This is a genomic window from Pseudomonas sp. FBCC-B545 (assembly GCF_059134095.1).
Genome location: NZ_CP101441.1, coordinates 4,228,508 through 4,244,063, shown reverse-complemented (window position 1 = coordinate 4,244,063; position 15,556 = coordinate 4,228,508). Strand labels below are relative to the sequence as shown.

Genomic DNA, 15,556 nt, shown 5'->3' with positions numbered 1-15,556 from the left:
CAAGTTACGGCGCGCTTTCCAGTGCGCGGCGGTCTTCCTTTTCGCTCATGCGGCGGAAGTAGGTCGACAGCAGTGCTCCGGAAATATTGTGCCAGACACTGAACAACGCACTGGGCACTGCCGCCAGCGGCGAAAAGTGCGCACTGGCCAGCGCGGCACCCAGCCCGGAGTTCTGCATGCCCACTTCCAGAGCCAATGACTTGCGTTGCGCCAAGGGCAACTTGAACAAGCGCCCGGTGAAATAGCCCAGCAGGTAGCCGAAGCTGTTGTGCAGCATCACCACCGCCATGATCAGCAGGCCCGATTCGGCGATCTTCTGTTGGCTTGCTGCAACCACCGCGGCAACGATGATCACGATGCTCACCACCGACACCAGCGGCAGCACGTCCACCGCATGGCGCACGTGCTCACCCAACAAGCGTTGCGCGACCACGCCAAGCACGATCGGCAACAGCACCACTTGCAGGATCGACCAGAACAGCTCCATGAACGACACCGGTAGCCAGGCCGAGGCCAGCAGCCAGATCAATGCCGGGGTGAGCAGCGGGGCGAGGAGGGTGGTGACAGCGGCAATGGCCACCGACAATGCCAGATCGCCCCGGGCCAGCCACGTCATGACGTTGGACGAGGTGCCGCTTGGGCAACAGCCCACCAGGATCACGCCGACGGCAATTTCCGGCGGCAGATGGAAAACCTGGCACAGCAACCACGCCACGCCTGGCATGATCACGAAATGCGCGACCACGCCCAAGGCCACGCGCCAGGGATGGCGAGCGACTTCGGCGAAGTCTTCGAGTTTCAAGGTCAACCCCATGCCGAACATCACTAGGCCCAGCAGGGGGACGATGGCGCCTTTGAGGCCGATGAACCAACCGGGTTCCAGGAAGGCCAGTACGGCAAATATCAACACCCAGTAGGCGAAGGTATTGCCGACGAAGCGGCTCAAGGCGGCGAGTGCACGCATGGGGGCATCCTTTTTGTTAGTTTTTTTAGTTGGCAATGCGATCAAATGTGGGAGGGGGCTTGCTCCCGATAGCGGAGGGTCAGCTACACATCTATTGGCTGACATACCGCCATCGGGAGCAAGCCCCCTCCCACATTTTGATCTTCACATGGCTTAGATGCCCTGTGGTGTCTCTTCACCGCCCAGTGCCTCAACCAGCGCCGGCAGGAACTCACCGAAAGTCAGCATCATCAAGGTAAAGCTGGCATCCAGTTGCCCCAGGGCTTCGTCGCCGCCGTCCTGTTCCGCCTGGTCTTGCAGCAGGTCTTCGAATTTCAGGCGCTTGACGGTCATCTTGTCGTCGAGCATGAAGGACAGTTTGTCCTGCCATGCCAGGGACAATTGAGTCACGACCTTGCCGGTGGTCAGGTGCAGCTGGATCTCTTCGCCGGTCAGGTCCTGGCGTTTGCAGCGCACGATACCGCCGTCTTCGTGGGTGTCGCGCAGTTCGCATTCGTCGAGGACAAAGAAGTCGTCGGCCGGTTTCTGGGTGGTGACCCAGTCGGTCATGATGGCAGTCGGTGCAGTTTTCACTGTCAGCGGACGTACCGGCAGGGTGCCGATCACTTCACGCAGGGTCGACAGCAAGTCTTCGGCGCGCTTGGGGCTGGCCGAGTTGACCAGGATCAGGCCCTGTTTCGGCGCGATGGCAGCAAAGGTCGACGAACGACGAATGAAGGCACGCGGCAGGAAGGCCTGGATGATCTCATCCTTGATCTGGTCGCGCTCCTTCTTGTAGACCTTGCGCATCTGTTCGGCTTCGATCTCTTCGACTTTCTCTTTAAGTGCGTCACGCACCACGCTGCCCGGCAGGATGCGTTCTTCCTTGCGCGCGGCGATCAGCAGGAAGTCGCCGCTGACGTGAACCAGGGGAGCATCTTCACCTTTACCGAAAGGTGCGACGAAACCATAAGTGGTCAACTCCTGGCTTGCACAAGGGCGCGCCAGCTTGGTGGCCATGGCCGCTTCCAACGCCTCGGCATCAACAGGCAGATCTTGGGTCAGGCGATAGATAAGCAGGTTCTTGAACCACATGGGGTGAGTCTCTCCTCTATACAAAGGGGGGCATTATTCTCTTGATCACGCCCCAGGCCAACCCTGCCTAAGCCATTGGAAGGGCTGAAAAAAAAGATTTAAGAAAGTGCTTGCCAGACTTAGGGTCGCTCCGTAGAATGCGCGCCACACCGAAACGAAGGGTGATTAGCTCAGCTGGGAGAGCATCTGCCTTACAAGCAGAGGGTCGGCGGTTCGATCCCGTCATCACCCACCATTCGCTTCATGTGTTACGCGCAGCGGTAGTTCAGTCGGTTAGAATACCGGCCTGTCACGCCGGGGGTCGCGGGTTCGAGTCCCGTCCGCTGCGCCATATTCGGTAACCTGGAACACTGAACGTCAGGTCGCCACAAGAAGCCCGCTCATTGAGCGGGCTTTTTTTCGTCTTCTGAATACACCGGAGCTCATCTCCAGCCACGGTTTTTCAAGTACACATCAGTTCACCGCTGGCACAGCCTTTTACCATTCCCTGCACATCAATTTTCGTATTGGTTCGTCTACCGCTGGGTTGTACTCCCGGAAAAATTTTGGAACAACTGCACAAATCACCCAGTCATTTTTCATGTGCGACACGCCCTGTGTCGTTGAATTGCGTCCTGGCAAGGGGCGATCTTTGATTCAGTGAGGGCATTAAAATGGCTAGGAAAACAGTGCAAGACCTTTTTATTCACGAGCTTTCCGATATCTACAGTGCTGAAAAGCAGATCACTCGTGCCTTACCTCGTATGGCCCGAGCGGCAACCAACCCGTTATTGGCAGAAGCATTCAATGCTCATCTTGAAGAAACCCAGGGCCAGATTGAACGGATAGATCGGCTCGTGGAACTGACCGGTTTAAAACTCAAAAGAATGAAATGCGTAGCAATGGAAGGGCTGGTCGAGGAGTCAAAAGAATTAATTGACGAGATCGAGAAAGGCGCTGTTCTGGATGCTGGCTTGATTGGGGCAGCGCAAAAGGTGGAACACTACGAGATCGCTGGCTATGGAACGCTCATTGCCATGGCAAAGCACTTGAACCTTCCTGATGCTGCGAAACTGCTCGCAGAAACTCTCGCTGAAGAAAAAGCGACCGATGAAAAACTATCCAAGATTGCAGAGCAGGGCGGTAATCAAGCTGCAACATTAGAGTCCAAATGACGCTAGGGGTGGTAGTCAGACGGCGCTGCAATGGCGCCGTTTGTTATTCACGTGAGTATTTACTGGCCGAATGGCAGTTCAATGATCGCCAGCGCTTCGGTTTACATTGGCCTTCCTGTTTCTAATACTGGTTTCTGTACATGACGTTTTTCCTACGGTAGTGAGCCGGACGTCACTCCGGCTATCAGCGCGATCTCGATACTCCCGGCATATCCATATTTATCCTGCGCCAGAAGGCTTCAGAGAAACTGTAAGCCGAGAAAGCAATCAGCCCCAAGGCCATCACCATCAAAATCAACCACCCTGCTGGTAGATTCTGAAGCGCGTCCAAGGCTTCCTTCATACCGGGTGGATCCATGGCTTGATAAGCGGAGCCACTGATTGCCAGCAGCAACGCAATCTCTATAAAAACAACCCCACGGGCTATCAGGCCGAAGCGCGACACTGGACGTACGTACCGCATGATGTCTTCGTCAGCCTCGAAATACTTCTCAAACGACGCCTTCCATCCCTTGATGATGTGAGCAATACCCACACCAAGCGGAATGAGAGCGATCAGGTAAACCAGCAAACTCGAGTATTCCCAAGACAAAAGATGCGCTAGCCAGTCTTTGGTCTGCCCTCCGGAATCGCCCGAGCTTCTAATGCCGCTAATGAGCAGGCCCAATGCGAAAAGCGCCAGAGCGCCGTTGACCATACCTCCTGCAAATAGACCCGTGCGAATCACCAGGCCTTTGAGCTCTTTGCCGTGATGATCGACATCACGCGTAGCTTGCAGGACGCGCCAAGCCGCAAATGCGAGCAGACCCGCCACCACAAGCCCAACTAAAAAATAGCCGAATGGTTGGCTTAGCAATGCTTCCAGGCTCTTGTGGCTGTCTTTCGGTTTTGTCGAGTCTCGTGCTGCGAGCAATGCGAAGATACCGATGATCAAATAAAGCGCTCCCCGGGCGGCGTAGCCTCCCCGAGCGAGTATTACCAGGCTATGTTGCGCGGACATTCGATGTATTCCCGAGATCTGATAAAGAGCAGACCCCTCCTGTTGGAGGGGGTTCTATTATCAAGTCGAAGACTGCTGTGATGTCGTGAACGAAAACAGCTTGCCGATGTTAACCACAAGTGGCCAAGCCGCGTGGCGAACACGCCCGCCAATCGGGTTCACTACCCAGGTGTTTAGGGCGCGACGACCATCGGCGGTTGGACAGTTCCAGAGCTTCTGTGGGGGATAAAGAAAATATTTCAAATAAATTGCATTTAAATCAAGACATTGCGGATTATTGGTGTATGATGCGCCCACACCGAAACGAAGGGTGATTAGCTCAGCTGGGAGAGCATCTGCCTTACAAGCAGAGGGTCGGCGGTTCGATCCCGTCATCACCCACCATTCGCTTCAAGTGTTACGCGCAGCGGTAGTTCAGTCGGTTAGAATACCGGCCTGTCACGCCGGGGGTCGCGGGTTCGAGTCCCGTCCGCTGCGCCATATTCGGCAACCTGGAGCACTGAACGCCAGGTCGCTACAGAAAGCCCGCTCATTGAGCGGGCTTTTTTTCGTCTGCGTTTTTTCTATTCGGCTTTTTTCCTGCGCGGCTGGCGTCTTGCCAAGTGTTCGAAGCAGAAAGATGCTGTGCCGAATACAGCGATTATGGTCAGTACGATCATGCCGAGGGTTGAGCTTTCCACGCTGACTTCCTACGCAATGATGGGGTATGCCATCACGGTAGAGACGGGGCGGAAGCTGCTCAATAGGCCCGACGCAATCCTTACGCCGCCGAGCCTGTTGTTACGCACTCTTTACGGCGCGTTGCGGCTGTGCCTGTAATCGCTGACTGCTTCATACACCGCCTTGCGCAACCGGTTGATGCCGCCAATAGGGCGGTGTGCTTCCACACCAAACCATGGGTTGAACGATTGGTTGTCGCAGGCCAGGTTCTGCGCGGGCGTGTCGAAGTCCTGGGCGGGGATCCTGACCTTCGCCACCGTCTCATATGGCGCGTCGCTCTCCTTCCATTCGATGCTGGTGTCTTCGATCGGCATGAACTTCTGCGGGTTCTGGCGCTGGATCTGCAGCACGAAACAGGCGGCTACACGGTCGGTGGACATTTGTTGTGTGAGGGCGCTGCGCAGGAAGTTCGGCAGGGCCTGATTCTGTTTGGGCAGCACATAGTCCGGGCAGCTTTGCGGGTCTTGCGCGACGCGGAACTTGGCGTTGGCCGCGCCGAACTTGTAGGGCGAAACTGAGAAGTAGGTGGTCTGCGTCGGGCTGGCGGGTGCGGGCGCCAGGGTGGCCAGGGCAATAAACAGGTGGCGCACTTGCCAACTGCGCGGGTCGAGCGTGGGGAAGAAAGCCAGGACCTTCTTGCCGTCCGCCTGCGCGCCGATGTTCTGCGCATATTCCGCTACATCGCTGACGAAGAAATTCGGATGACTGAACATCACGAAATCCTGCTCCGTGCGTGTTTGCTGGTCGGCCATCAGCTGTTTGCCGGGCACATCCAGCAGCTTGATCGCCATGCCGCGGGCGTCGCGGATGCTGTCGAACTGCGGGTAGGCGTTGCCGTTGGACAGGCGCATGGTCGCCTCCCAGGTCTTGCCCGGTTCGGCGAACACGCCCCGACGCAAGGCTGGGTCAAGATCGGCCAGCACACTGACTTCGGCTTTCACGCAGCCATGGGCCTTGGCGTGGGCATCGCGCAGGTAGCGGGTGCCTTCGCGATGCTGGTCGACGATGCGGACTGCGGTCTGGATGATGCCTTGGGTCATGGCCGCTTCACCCGGTGGGATCTGTTCATCCGCTGACACCGGGCCACTGTGCTGCCAGGCGAACCAGAGGGTCGCCAACAACCAGCCTATTAGGCCCAGGCCCAGCAGCCACAGCAGGGTTTTGCCGAGAAAAGCGCCAAGACGCAGCCACAAACGAGCGAGCATGGAACGGTCCTTGTTTTGCGATCGGATAATCATGGCAGTTGATGCTCCAGCGGGCCGCCCAGCACTTTGAGGTATTCGAGCAGCGACCAGCGCTCCTGCGGCAGCAAGCCACGGCCAATGACGCCATTGCCGCGTGCACCTGCACGGAATTCGTGGCCGCTGTTGTGGTTACCGGTGATCCGGGTATCGAACAGGAAGGCATTCTTGAAGGCGGCGCTTTCAAAGCCCAGGTGGCGAGGGTCGTAATTGAAGGTGCCCTTGTAGAAGGTAGTGCTGCGTTCGTCCTGGGGCGACAGTAGTTGGTAGATCGTCGGCACCGAGCCGTTGTGCAGGAACGGCGGGGTGGCCCATACGCCGGCCAGCGGCCGCGCTTTGTAGGCACGTAATTCGCGTACGCCGATTGGCAGGCCGAATCCGTCCAGTTGCGGGCGCTGCGCTGGGGTCACGCCGGCAGCGCGGTAGGCATGTTCTTCGACGAAGGCAGTCACGTAGGCCAGGCCCTGGGCCACGGACATGTTTTTCAGGTCCAGCGGCGCGGTGGGCGTGGGGTGCAATTGGACATCCAGCTGGGCCAGTTCGGCCGGGTCCCATTGCAGGGCACTGAGGTCGTAGCGCTGGTCGGCAATGTTGCTGGCGGTGCCGGGGTCGGTGCCGATGTAGTCCACAGGCAGCATTTTCAATTGCTGTACTGGGCGCCCATTTTCCTCGGTAACAGTCGGTACGTGGCAGCCAGCGCAGTTTTCGGCGAACAGTGCACGGCCCTGGGCGGCGAGGGGTTTGTCGATGGCGCCGAACAAGTCTTCCGGCCAGGTTGGCGGCTTGAGGCGTTGCAGGGTTTCCTCGATCAGGTGCAAGTCGCCCACCCGCACGCTCGACGGGTAGCGGGCATCGCCCTGGAGCGGTTGGCCGGCGCTGTCGAAGAATGCCAAGGTCGCACCGACGCCAAGGGCTTCACCGATATTGCGCGCCATGGGTTGCTGGGCCGAGCCGTTCCATTGCACCCAGTCGAAGGTCCAGATATCCCACAGTTGCGGGTAGTCCACTGGAGCGTTGGCGACGCGGTAATTGTCTGGGGAAATGGCGTCGCCAAAGCTGGCATTGGCGATGCGGCCAAAGGCGTCGGTGCGGCCAGGGCCTTCTTCAGTGGGATAAAGACCGCGGTGGGTGTCGTTCCAGGCGACCTTGAGGAACTGGTCCAGCGCTTGCTTGAAGTCCTTGCGCAGTTGGTCGTGCTGGGCATCGTACCGGTCACCCAAGACCCTGCGGGCAAAGCGCTCGAACTTCCAGGGGTTGTAGTAGGTAGCGGCAAGGCTGGCGACCAGGGCCTGGCCGAAACTGCCGCCGCGCAAGGTCGGGACGCTGGAGGGTAATACATGTTGCGCAGAGCCACCGTCGATGCGCAGGGCCTGGCCTTTGAAGTGCAGTTCGCCGGTGTGGCAGGCGGCGCAGGTGACGTCCAGGTACTGAACCTTGCTGCCGGCGTTCTGGTGTCGGGTGAAACCCACTGGCAGGTTGCCTGGGTTCTGCGTGGTGGGAACCTGCTTGGGGTCGACCAGGAAGCCAAAGCGCGCCAGATACTGCGGCGCGGCAAAGCGTTGCTCGGAGAACGGCAACTCCAGGGCCGTGAACCAGTCGTAGTGCAGGCCTTTTACCTGGGTGCCTTGGGGCGTGAAGTAATAGACCTGGCGGTCAGCGGCACTCCATTGATCCTGGTAGTGCACCTGCTGCACTGGCACGTAGTCCGGCAGCTTGGGGTTAATGGTGTAATAGAGCACCACGGCCAGGATTAGGCCGAGGGCGATGAGTATCAGGAGTAAAACACGGGAAAAAATGCGCAAGATAACTATCCTTGTCGAGTTGTCGCATCGTTATGCCACTACACCACAGGTGCGGCAAGTAGCCAGTAGTCTGGTTGCAGGCGGCCCCACGATCCGTCGCGGTGCTCCATAATGAATGAAAATGCTTTTAAACACGTGAACTTATCGGAAGTTTCCTGCTCACATGCCGGTAGCCATTGGTCGTGGCCGCCTGATAAGCTCGCGACTTTATTCAAATGCCCTTTTGGCGCATGAACAAGGAAATAGCATGAAACAGCATCGGTTGGCGGCGGCGGTGGCCCTGGTTAGCCTGGTACTTGCGGGTTGTGATTCGCAGACCAGCGTAGAGCTGAAAACCCCGGCGCAGAAAGCTTCCTATGGCATCGGCCTGAACATGGGCAAGAGCCTTGCCCAGGAAGGCATGGACGACCTGGACTCCAAGGCTGTGGCCCAGGGCATTGAAGATGCCGTCGGCAAGAAAGAACAGAAGCTCAAGGATGACGAATTGGTCGAGGCGTTTGCCGCACTGCAAAAGCGTGCTGAAGAACGCATGACCAAGATGAGCGAAGAGTCGGCAGCCGCCGGCAAGAAATTCCTCGAAGACAACGCCAAGAAAGACGGCGTCGTCACCACCGCTTCCGGCCTGCAGTACAAGATCGTCAAGAAGGCCGATGGCGCCCAGCCCAAGCCAACCGACGTAGTGACTGTGCACTACACCGGCAAGCTCACCAACGGCACCACCTTTGACAGCTCCGTGGATCGCGGTAGCCCGATTGACCTGCCGGTCAGCGGCGTGATCCCGGGTTGGGTCGAAGGCCTGCAACTGATGCACGTTGGCGAGAAGGTCGAGCTGTACATCCCGTCTGACCTGGCTTACGGCGCCCAGAGCCCGAGCCCGGCAATTCCAGCCAATTCCGTGCTGGTATTCGACCTGGAACTGCTGGCCATCAAGGACCCAGCCAAGGCAGACGCTGCTGAAGCACCTGCTGCACCAGCCGCCAAAAAGTAATCGGCGCCTGAACAGACAACGCCCCGTCTCGATGGGGCGTTGTTGTTTCTGCCGGTTCAGTTTTGTTGCCGCAGAGCTAAGTGTGGCGGGCAAGCTTGCCCTACAGTTAAATCCGATAGAACCCACGGCAGCGGAAACAGTCTGATATAAGACTCGAGCACGGGTAGCCGCACGCGCATGCCAAGTCAATGAAATCTTGGGTTTTTTTTATGTGCGCAAAAAACGCCCGATCTGACTGCAAGCCTTGTAGAGCGTGGCTTTCAGCCGATAAAACAGGCTCTGTTCACAAGGTTATCCACAATTTGTGTGGATAACCTTTTATATCGCCTGGAACTGGAGTGACCGATGAAACCACCCTTCAATTTCACCCGTTTCCTGCCTATGGCGGCTCGTCTGCTTGGTCGGGGGCGCTTACCGACCCTGCTGTTTGCCGTCGCCGCCAAAGGCTCAAGCCAAGGCAACCGGCTGGGCCAGCTCAAGGATGATCTCAAATTGCTCCAGGCCCTGTGCCTGGCTTACTGGCGCGGCGAATACCGGGCGATCAGTCCCAAGGCGCTGATCTCGGTGGTGGCGGGGCTGATGTACTTCCTCAGCCCGGTTGATGCGATCCCGGACTTTATCCCCATGTTCGGCATGCTCGACGACATTGCAGTGCTGGCATGGGTCATGAAGACCCTGAGCGGCGAACTGAGCGCCTTTCGGGCCTGGCGCGAGGCGCAGCGTCCGGAAAAACTGGCGGTGGTTGAGCGCCTGCCTGCAACGCCTGAACTGCTGGCCCAGGAAAACCCGCAAAAAAACTAATGATGCTGGGTATCCCCTACGACCTTTGTGGCTGTTAGGATTACACTTCTAAGGAAAGAACTTACTTAGTAAGTGTTTTTATCCTACGGGGCAGTCATGGATATCCAGATCATTTCACGCAATGGCGAACCCGAGTATGCGGTGTTGCCATGGGACCAGTACCAGGCGCTGCTAAAAGCTGCCGGTCAGCAGCAACCTACACTCGCTCCTTCACCTGTCGCCCCCATCGCCACCGATCAGGACCTGCGCCCGCTCGCAGACCTGCGCGGCCTGCGTGAAGCCAAGGGCCTGGCGATCGAGACCTTGTCACGCACGGTGGGGATCAGCCCTTCGTATCTTGGATTGATTGAAAGTGGTGAACGCCAGCCGGATGCCGCCATTCGCCGCAGCCTGGCTTGGGAATTGGGCGTTGCAGGTTGGAGGGATGAGTCTTGAGCCTACGTATCAGCCGTCAGCACTGGGATGGGTTACTCAATGAACTGGACCAGGCACGTCGCCAGCGCCATTTGCTGACGTACCGGGCGCTGCTGGAGCGCCTGCAGTTCCCGACCCCGGCCATGCAGACCCTAGCCGCCGCCCTGGAACATCTGGCGGCGCTGGATGCCAAGGCCGAGCAGCCGCTGCGCAGTTCACTGGTGATAAGCCAGGGCGCCAGCCGCCTGCCGCGCACCGGTTTCTTTGAGTGTGTGGAGCGGCTGGGGCGTTTCAGCGGGCCGTCTGATGGTGTGGCCGCTGCGTCCTGGCATGCTTCGGAAGTGGTGCGGGTATTCGAGTACGAGTACCCGGAATCCGCCGAGGCCTAAAGCGCCTGGGGGACTCTGTCCATGCTGTCGATCACATGGATGCTGTAGCCGGCCACGTCCTTGGCCTGGTGCTTGGCTTGTGAGGCCAACTCTGCCAACTGGCTGGCATCGAGCTGTGCGCAAGCCTGTGGGTACAGATGCACCACGCCAATGGACAGCGACAGCAGGGCGAACTCCTGGCGCACGCCTTGGCGGTTGAGTGCGACAAAGCAGCCAGCATCAACGTGCTCGGGGCGGTAAAAGCGTCGACATTGGGTGTGGAAATCATCCAGCAACTGGTTAAGCCGCTTGCGCCAGTCTTGCGGGCCCAGCACCAGCAGAAAATCATCGCCACCGATATGCCCGACAAAGTCGCGGCTGGGGTCAACCCGGTCGTTCAGGCATTGCGCCAGACATAGCAACACTTCATCTCCACGCCCGTAGCCGTAGATGTCATTGAACGGCTTGAAACTGTCGATATCCACATAGCAGATCACTGACTCGCGCTGTTGCTGTAACAGTCGCGTCAGGCACTGCTGGATCGGCACGTTGCCGGGTAGCAAGGTCAGTGGGTTGGCGTAGCGTGCCTGCTGGATTTTCAGTTCGGTGATCAACTTGAGCACATCGATGACCCGGCCCAAGCCCAGGTAATCGCCGTTCAAGGTGATGATGAAATCTTCTTCGATGCGCTGTCGCGCGCGACTGGTCAGCAAGCGACTGACCTGTTGCAAGGACTGGCTCAACTCCACCGCCAGGAAGTCACTGCTCATCAAGCGGCTGATGGGTTTGCGCGCGAATAGATCCGTTGCGAACGGCTTGAGCAGCGCGTCCGACAACGAATGCCGATGCACAATACCGACGGGGCGACCGCAGCCATCCAGCACCGCCAGCGAGTTAAGGTTGGCCTGACGACGGAACGATTCCAGTACTTGGGCCGTGGCAGTCTCCTGATCCACTGCTGGCTGTTCATTCATCAAGGCGCTCAGATCGCTGCCTTCGTCATTGAGAGTAATCGTGGCGTTATCTGACTTGGGCAACATCAGGCGCGCTTCCTGTGGCGGCTGTTCCTGAGGGCGGCAGAGCAGGTAACCCTGGATCAAGTCGACACCCATCTCGGTCAACACTGCCAGTTCCTCCGGTCGTTCGATCCCCTCGGCAATCACTTGGGCGCGGGACGTCCTGGCGATCTGCAGGATCGAGCCGACAAATTCGCGCTTGAGCGCGTCCTGGTGAATGCCGTCGATAAAGTGCCGATCGATCTTCACGTAGTCCGGACGTAGCTCCGACCACAATCGCAGGCTGGAATAACCGGCACCCAGGTCATCAAGGGCTATGGCAAAGCCCATGTCGCGGTAGTGATGCAGGGCGGTTTGCAGCAGGGCGAAATCATCGGTGGGCGTCTGCTCGGTGAGTTCGATCACCACTTGGCTGGGCGCAATACCGAAGTCGCGCAGCAGTTGCAGGGTGCGCCCCGGCTGATGCGCAGTCTCCATCAAGGATTCTGGTGAGATATTGAGAAACAGCTTGCCCGGCAGTTTCTGATCGCTGAAACGCCGGCACGCACTCTCCCGACACGCCATTTCCAACTCGCTCAGGCGCCCGGCCTGGCGGGCTACGCAGAATAGCGCGACGGGGGAGTGCAGGGGGCTGTTGGACGGGCCGCGGCTGAGGGCTTCGTAACCGAGAATGCGCCGCTGCGACAAGCAAATGATCGGTTGGAACAAGCTGTGCAGACTGCGTTGAGCCAGGATTGAGCCCAATGCATTCAGCTGTTCGGTCATGGTCATGGCGATCTCGATCGAAAAAAAAGGACCGCAGGCATTAAGCCTGCGGTCCTTTCATTTCACGACAGAATGATGTCTATATGATGACACTCCATGGAGCGCTCATATTAAATTGCCATCATTTACTGCTTGGCCACCTGCTTGGTGATTTTCAGGTAATCGAGCAGGATCCGACCGGTTTCGGCCAAGTAGGCGTCATCTTCCGGCTTGGTTTTATCGGCTTCGGCCGGCAGTGCGTCTTCATCTTCTTTCTTCAGCTCTTTGAGCGGATCTTCACCTTTGGCCTTGCGGCGGGTGTTTTCCAGCACCAGTTGCTGGTTCTCGATGCTGGAGTGCTGTGCACGGCGATCCGCTTCGTTGAGGCTGACGGTTTTCTCTTCCATCAGCTTCTTGGCCAGGGCCAGCTTGTCACGGATAAACACGAACTCGGCATCCTTGGCGGAGCGGGTGTCGTGGTCAGCCTTCAACTGCGCCAGGAACGGCTTGAACGGATCCGATGCCGGCTTGATCGCAGGGCGGATGGTGTCCCATGGCATGGCTTCAGGCAGGGCGCTTTCGCCGATTTCCTTGGTGTCGATGATCGATGGGAAATCGATATCCGGCAGCACGCCCTGGTGCTGGGTGCTCTGCCCGGAAACCCGGTAGAACTTGGCCAGCGTCAGCTTGAGTTCACCATGGTTCAGCGGCTGGATGGTCTGCACGGTACCTTTGCCGAAGGTCTGGCCGCCGATGATCATCGCACGGTGATAGTCCTGCATGGCGCCGGCGAAAATTTCCGAGGCCGAGGCCGAGAGACGGTTGACCAGCAACGCCATCGGCCCCTTGTAGAAGGCGCCCGGGTTCTCGTCTTCCAGCACGTCGACGCGGCCGTCAGCGTTGCGCACCAACACGGTCGGGCCCTTGTCGATAAACAGGCTGGTCAGCTCGGTGGCTTCCTGCAGGGAGCCGCCGCCGTTGTTGCGCAGGTCGATGACCACGCCGTCGACTTTGTCTTTCTGCAGTTCCGTGAGGATTTTCTTCACGTCGCGGGTGGTCGACTTGTAGTCCGGATCACCTGCACGGAAGGCCTTGAAGTCCAGGTAGAAGGCCGGGATTTCAATCACGCCCAGCTTGTAGTCCTTGCCATCCTGCTTGAGGTTGAGGACTTTCTTCTGCACGGCCTGGTCTTCGAGCTTCACCGCTTCGCGGGTTATGGACACGATCTTGCTGGTCTGGTCGTTCGGTGCATTGGTGTGCGGAATCACTTCGAGGCGCACCACGCTGCCTTTCGGCCCACGGATCAGCTTGACCACTTCGTCCAGGCGCCAGCCGACCACATCGACCATCTCTTTGTCAGCCTGGGCCACGCCGATGATCTTGTCCGCCGGGGCGACCTGTTTGGTCTTGTCCGCCGGACCTGCCGGCACCAGGCGTACGATCTTGACCTGGTCGTTGTCGCTTTGCAGGACTGCACCGATGCCTTCCAGGGACAGACTCATGTTGATATCGAAATTTTCCGCGTTATCTGGCGACAGATAATTGGTGTGCGGGTCGTAGGACATCGCAAAGGTGTTGATGTAGGCCTGGAAGATATCTTCGGCACGGGTCTGGTCCAGGCGCGCCAACTGATTCTTGTAGCGCTTGGTCAACAGCTCCTGAATGGCCTTGGGCTCTTTGCCGGCGATCTTCAGGCGCAGCACTTCGTCCTTGACGCGTTTGCGCCACAGGTCGTCGAGGGCCGCGGTGCTGGTCAGCCACGGAGCGTCCTTGCGATCCACCAGAAGGGTTTCCTTCTGGGTGAAGTCGAGCTTGTCGATGCCTTTGTCCAGCTCACCCAGGGCGAAGTCCAGACGGGCCTTGACGCGGTCCAGGTAACGCTTGTAGATGGTGAAACCGGGCTGCAGGTCGCCACTCTTGAGGAAGTCGTCGAATTGCGTCTTCCATTTGTCGAACTCAGCGATATCGCTGGCCAGGAAGTAGCTGCGCGACGGATCCAGCAGCTTGAGGTAGCTGTCGTAGATGATCACCGAGCGAGCGTCGTCCAGCGGCGGCTTGCTGTAGTGGTGGCGCTTGAGCAACTCGACGACGTTGAGGCTGGCAATCACCTCATCGCGATCAGGCTGAAGATTGTCCCAGCTGTTGGCTGCGAACGTATTGGTCGACATTGACGCGAAGCCGAGACCAATGAAAAAAGCTAAGGCGGTGCTGGGGAACAGATGCTTCATGCTGATTCGACGCGGGGGCAATTGATAACGCATATTAGGCCGTCTTTGAGGGAGCCGGTTCCATATGGTCCGGTCGCATAATGCAAAAAGCCCGGCACTACTGCTACGGGCTCAGTCCAGACTCACTATGGAGGCACAGTGAGAGCATTGCAAGGCGTTGAGGGGCATGTCGAGTGGTGTAAGAGCTTGGTCCTACATGCAATGTAGGGCGAGTTCGTGGTAGCGAGCTCTAAACGCGCTGAATATTCCACAGTTGTAACGGGACCCATGTGGGAGGGGGCTTGCTCCCGATGGCGGTGTATCAGATGAAATATTCTTCACTGATACACCGTCATCGGGAGCAAGCCCCCTCCCACATGGGGATTTCGGTTGGTTCAGGTCCAATGGTGGATCGGCCAGCCGGCCTTTTCAGCATGCTCGCGCAACACCGGGTCCGGGTTTACCACCTGCGGGTGATCCACCTTGAGCAGCAGTGGTAAATCATTGCGCGAATCCGAATAGAAATACGCGCCCTTCAGCGTTTCCCCTTCCTGCTCCAGCCATTCCAACAGGCGCGTGATCTTGCCTTCACGATAGGTCAGCACGCCTACTGTCTTGCCGCTGAACACGCCGTGGCCGACGTCCAGGTTAATCCCCAACACTTCGTCAATACCGATGCGCGCCGCAATTGGCGTGACCAAGTGAGTGCCCGATGCGGAAATCACCAGGATCCGGTCACCATTCGCACGGTGGCGGGCGATGGTCTTGGTGGCGTCGCTATAGATCAGCGGCTCAATCACGTCTTCGACCCAGGGCTCCACCAGATGCTCGATCTCTTCCGGGGTGCGGCCGATCATCGGCTCCAGGCTGAAGTCCATGAAGTCTTCCATGCGCAACTCGCCTCGGCTGTAGGCGTCCATCAATTCGTTGTTCCTGCGCATGAACGACTCAGGGTCTACCCAGCCCAGGCGGCCCATCTGTTCGCTCCACAGGGTGGCGCAGTCGCCGTGGATCAGGGTGTCGTCCAGATCAAAAATTACCAATGCCATCCGTCATGTTCTCT

General features: G+C 58.2%; 13 protein-coding genes and 4 tRNA genes. 9 read left to right on the top strand and 8 right to left on the bottom strand.

What is annotated here, in order from left to right; translation table 11 throughout:
- Positions 1 to 4: 4 nt before the first annotated feature.
- Positions 5 to 964, bottom strand: a complete 960-nt coding sequence (locus NMB39_RS19595) for a bile acid:sodium symporter family protein (protein WP_057023561.1) — start codon at positions 962 to 964, stop codon at positions 5 to 7.
- Positions 965 to 1,117: 153 nt separating this feature from the next.
- The gene (gene rdgC / locus NMB39_RS19590; protein WP_003172886.1) at positions 1,118 to 2,038 is read right to left on the bottom strand and encodes a recombination-associated protein RdgC; all 921 of its coding nucleotides are present in this window, start codon (positions 2,036 to 2,038) and stop codon (positions 1,118 to 1,120) included.
- A 159-nt stretch (positions 2,039 to 2,197) separates the two neighbouring features.
- On the opposite strand from rdgC, the gene NMB39_RS19585 reads away from it, so the two are divergent.
- The 3 genes from NMB39_RS19585 (at position 2,198) to NMB39_RS19575 (ending at position 3,192) form a co-directional block, all read left to right on the top strand.
- Positions 2,198 to 2,273, top strand: a tRNA-Val gene (locus NMB39_RS19585).
- A gap of 19 nt (positions 2,274 to 2,292) precedes the next feature.
- Positions 2,293 to 2,369: transfer RNA gene (locus NMB39_RS19580), tRNA-Asp, on the top strand.
- Between the two features lie 322 nt (positions 2,370 to 2,691).
- On the top strand, positions 2,692 to 3,192 hold the full coding sequence (locus NMB39_RS19575; RefSeq protein ID WP_057023748.1) for a YciE/YciF ferroxidase family protein: 501 nt from the start codon (positions 2,692 to 2,694) through the stop codon (positions 3,190 to 3,192).
- Positions 3,193 to 3,376: 184 nt separating this feature from the next.
- Here NMB39_RS19575 and NMB39_RS19570 read toward each other — a convergent pair whose 3' ends face one another.
- Positions 3,377 to 4,192 (bottom strand): DUF1206 domain-containing protein, encoded by an 816-nt coding sequence (locus NMB39_RS19570; RefSeq protein ID WP_057023749.1) that lies wholly within the window; start codon positions 4,190 to 4,192, stop codon positions 3,377 to 3,379.
- A 308-nt stretch (positions 4,193 to 4,500) separates the two neighbouring features.
- On the opposite strand from NMB39_RS19570, the gene NMB39_RS19565 reads away from it, so the two are divergent.
- Together NMB39_RS19565 and NMB39_RS19560 are read left to right on the top strand one after the other, a co-directional pair.
- Positions 4,501 to 4,576: transfer RNA gene (locus NMB39_RS19565), tRNA-Val, on the top strand.
- Between the two features lie 19 nt (positions 4,577 to 4,595).
- Positions 4,596 to 4,672, top strand: a tRNA-Asp gene (locus NMB39_RS19560).
- A gap of 311 nt (positions 4,673 to 4,983) precedes the next feature.
- On the opposite strand, the gene NMB39_RS19555 is transcribed toward NMB39_RS19560, so the two are convergent.
- Together NMB39_RS19555 and NMB39_RS19550 are read right to left on the bottom strand one after the other, a co-directional pair.
- Complete coding sequence (locus NMB39_RS19555) at positions 4,984 to 6,117, bottom strand: catalase family protein (RefSeq protein ID WP_494340195.1); 1,134 nt, start codon at positions 6,115 to 6,117, stop codon at positions 4,984 to 4,986.
- Positions 6,118 to 6,146: 29 nt separating this feature from the next.
- A complete protein-coding gene (locus tag NMB39_RS19550) occupies positions 6,147 to 7,955 on the bottom strand; it encodes a c-type cytochrome (RefSeq protein ID WP_057023750.1) in 1,809 nt (602 codons plus the stop codon).
- 247 nt (positions 7,956 to 8,202) lie between these two features.
- On the opposite strand from NMB39_RS19550, the gene bamJ reads away from it, so the two are divergent.
- The 4 genes from bamJ (at position 8,203) to NMB39_RS19530 (ending at position 10,547) form a co-directional block, all read left to right on the top strand.
- Positions 8,203 to 8,943, top strand: coding sequence for a BamJ family beta-barrel-assembly machinery protein (bamJ, locus tag NMB39_RS19545; RefSeq protein ID WP_043050311.1), 741 nt, complete (start codon positions 8,203 to 8,205; stop codon positions 8,941 to 8,943).
- A 345-nt stretch (positions 8,944 to 9,288) separates the two neighbouring features.
- Positions 9,289 to 9,744 (top strand): YkvA family protein, encoded by a 456-nt coding sequence (locus NMB39_RS19540; protein ID WP_057023751.1) that lies wholly within the window; start codon positions 9,289 to 9,291, stop codon positions 9,742 to 9,744.
- A 96-nt stretch (positions 9,745 to 9,840) separates the two neighbouring features.
- Positions 9,841 to 10,179: a helix-turn-helix domain-containing protein gene (locus tag NMB39_RS19535; RefSeq protein ID WP_057023752.1), complete on the top strand. Its 339-nt coding sequence runs from the start codon at positions 9,841 to 9,843 to the stop codon at positions 10,177 to 10,179.
- Positions 10,176 to 10,547 carry a hypothetical protein gene (locus NMB39_RS19530; RefSeq protein WP_005786715.1) on the top strand — a complete coding sequence of 124 codons (372 nt, stop codon included), beginning with the start codon at positions 10,176 to 10,178 and terminating at the stop codon, positions 10,545 to 10,547. Before NMB39_RS19535 ends, NMB39_RS19530 begins: the two co-directional genes overlap by 4 nt.
- Here NMB39_RS19530 and NMB39_RS19525 read toward each other — a convergent pair.
- The 3 genes from NMB39_RS19525 to NMB39_RS19515 all read right to left on the bottom strand — a co-directional run bounded on the left by NMB39_RS19525 (position 10,544) and on the right by NMB39_RS19515 (position 15,542).
- Positions 10,544 to 12,313, bottom strand: a complete 1,770-nt coding sequence (locus NMB39_RS19525; RefSeq protein WP_494340196.1) for a bifunctional diguanylate cyclase/phosphodiesterase — start codon at positions 12,311 to 12,313, stop codon at positions 10,544 to 10,546. The genes NMB39_RS19530 and NMB39_RS19525 overlap by 4 nt on opposite strands.
- Before the next feature lie 119 nt (positions 12,314 to 12,432).
- Positions 12,433 to 14,514 (bottom strand): carboxy terminal-processing peptidase, encoded by a 2,082-nt coding sequence (locus NMB39_RS19520; protein ID WP_231989048.1) that lies wholly within the window; start codon positions 14,512 to 14,514, stop codon positions 12,433 to 12,435.
- A 374-nt stretch (positions 14,515 to 14,888) separates the two neighbouring features.
- Entirely contained in the window at positions 14,889 to 15,542 is a 654-nt protein-coding gene (locus tag NMB39_RS19515; protein WP_494340197.1) for an HAD family hydrolase, read from the bottom strand.
- Between the last annotated feature and the right edge of the window lie 14 nt (positions 15,543 to 15,556).

Excerpts from the sequence above, each read along its gene's own strand:
- NMB39_RS19575 (WP_057023748.1), top strand. The coding sequence starts at position 2,692 with ATGGCTAGGAAAACAGTGCAAGACCTTTTTATTCACGAGCTTTCCGAT.
- rdgC (WP_003172886.1), bottom strand. The coding sequence starts at position 2,038 with ATGTGGTTCAAGAACCTGCTTATCTATCGCCTGACCCAAGATCTGCCT.
- NMB39_RS19570 (WP_057023749.1), bottom strand. The coding sequence starts at position 4,192 with ATGTCCGCGCAACATAGCCTGGTAATACTCGCTCGGGGAGGCTACGCC.
- NMB39_RS19535 (WP_057023752.1), top strand. The coding sequence starts at position 9,841 with ATGGATATCCAGATCATTTCACGCAATGGCGAACCCGAGTATGCGGTG.
- NMB39_RS19520 (WP_231989048.1), bottom strand. The coding sequence starts at position 14,514 with ATGAAGCATCTGTTCCCCAGCACCGCCTTAGCTTTTTTCATTGGTCTC.
- NMB39_RS19515 (WP_494340197.1), bottom strand. The coding sequence starts at position 15,542 with ATGGCATTGGTAATTTTTGATCTGGACGACACCCTGATCCACGGCGAC.
- NMB39_RS19555 (WP_494340195.1), bottom strand. The coding sequence starts at position 6,117 with ATGCTCGCTCGTTTGTGGCTGCGTCTTGGCGCTTTTCTCGGCAAAACC.
- NMB39_RS19595 (WP_057023561.1), bottom strand. The coding sequence starts at position 964 with ATGCGTGCACTCGCCGCCTTGAGCCGCTTCGTCGGCAATACCTTCGCC.
- NMB39_RS19525 (WP_494340196.1), bottom strand. The coding sequence starts at position 12,313 with ATGACCATGACCGAACAGCTGAATGCATTGGGCTCAATCCTGGCTCAA.
- bamJ (WP_043050311.1), top strand. The coding sequence starts at position 8,203 with ATGAAACAGCATCGGTTGGCGGCGGCGGTGGCCCTGGTTAGCCTGGTA.
- NMB39_RS19540 (WP_057023751.1), top strand. The coding sequence starts at position 9,289 with ATGAAACCACCCTTCAATTTCACCCGTTTCCTGCCTATGGCGGCTCGT.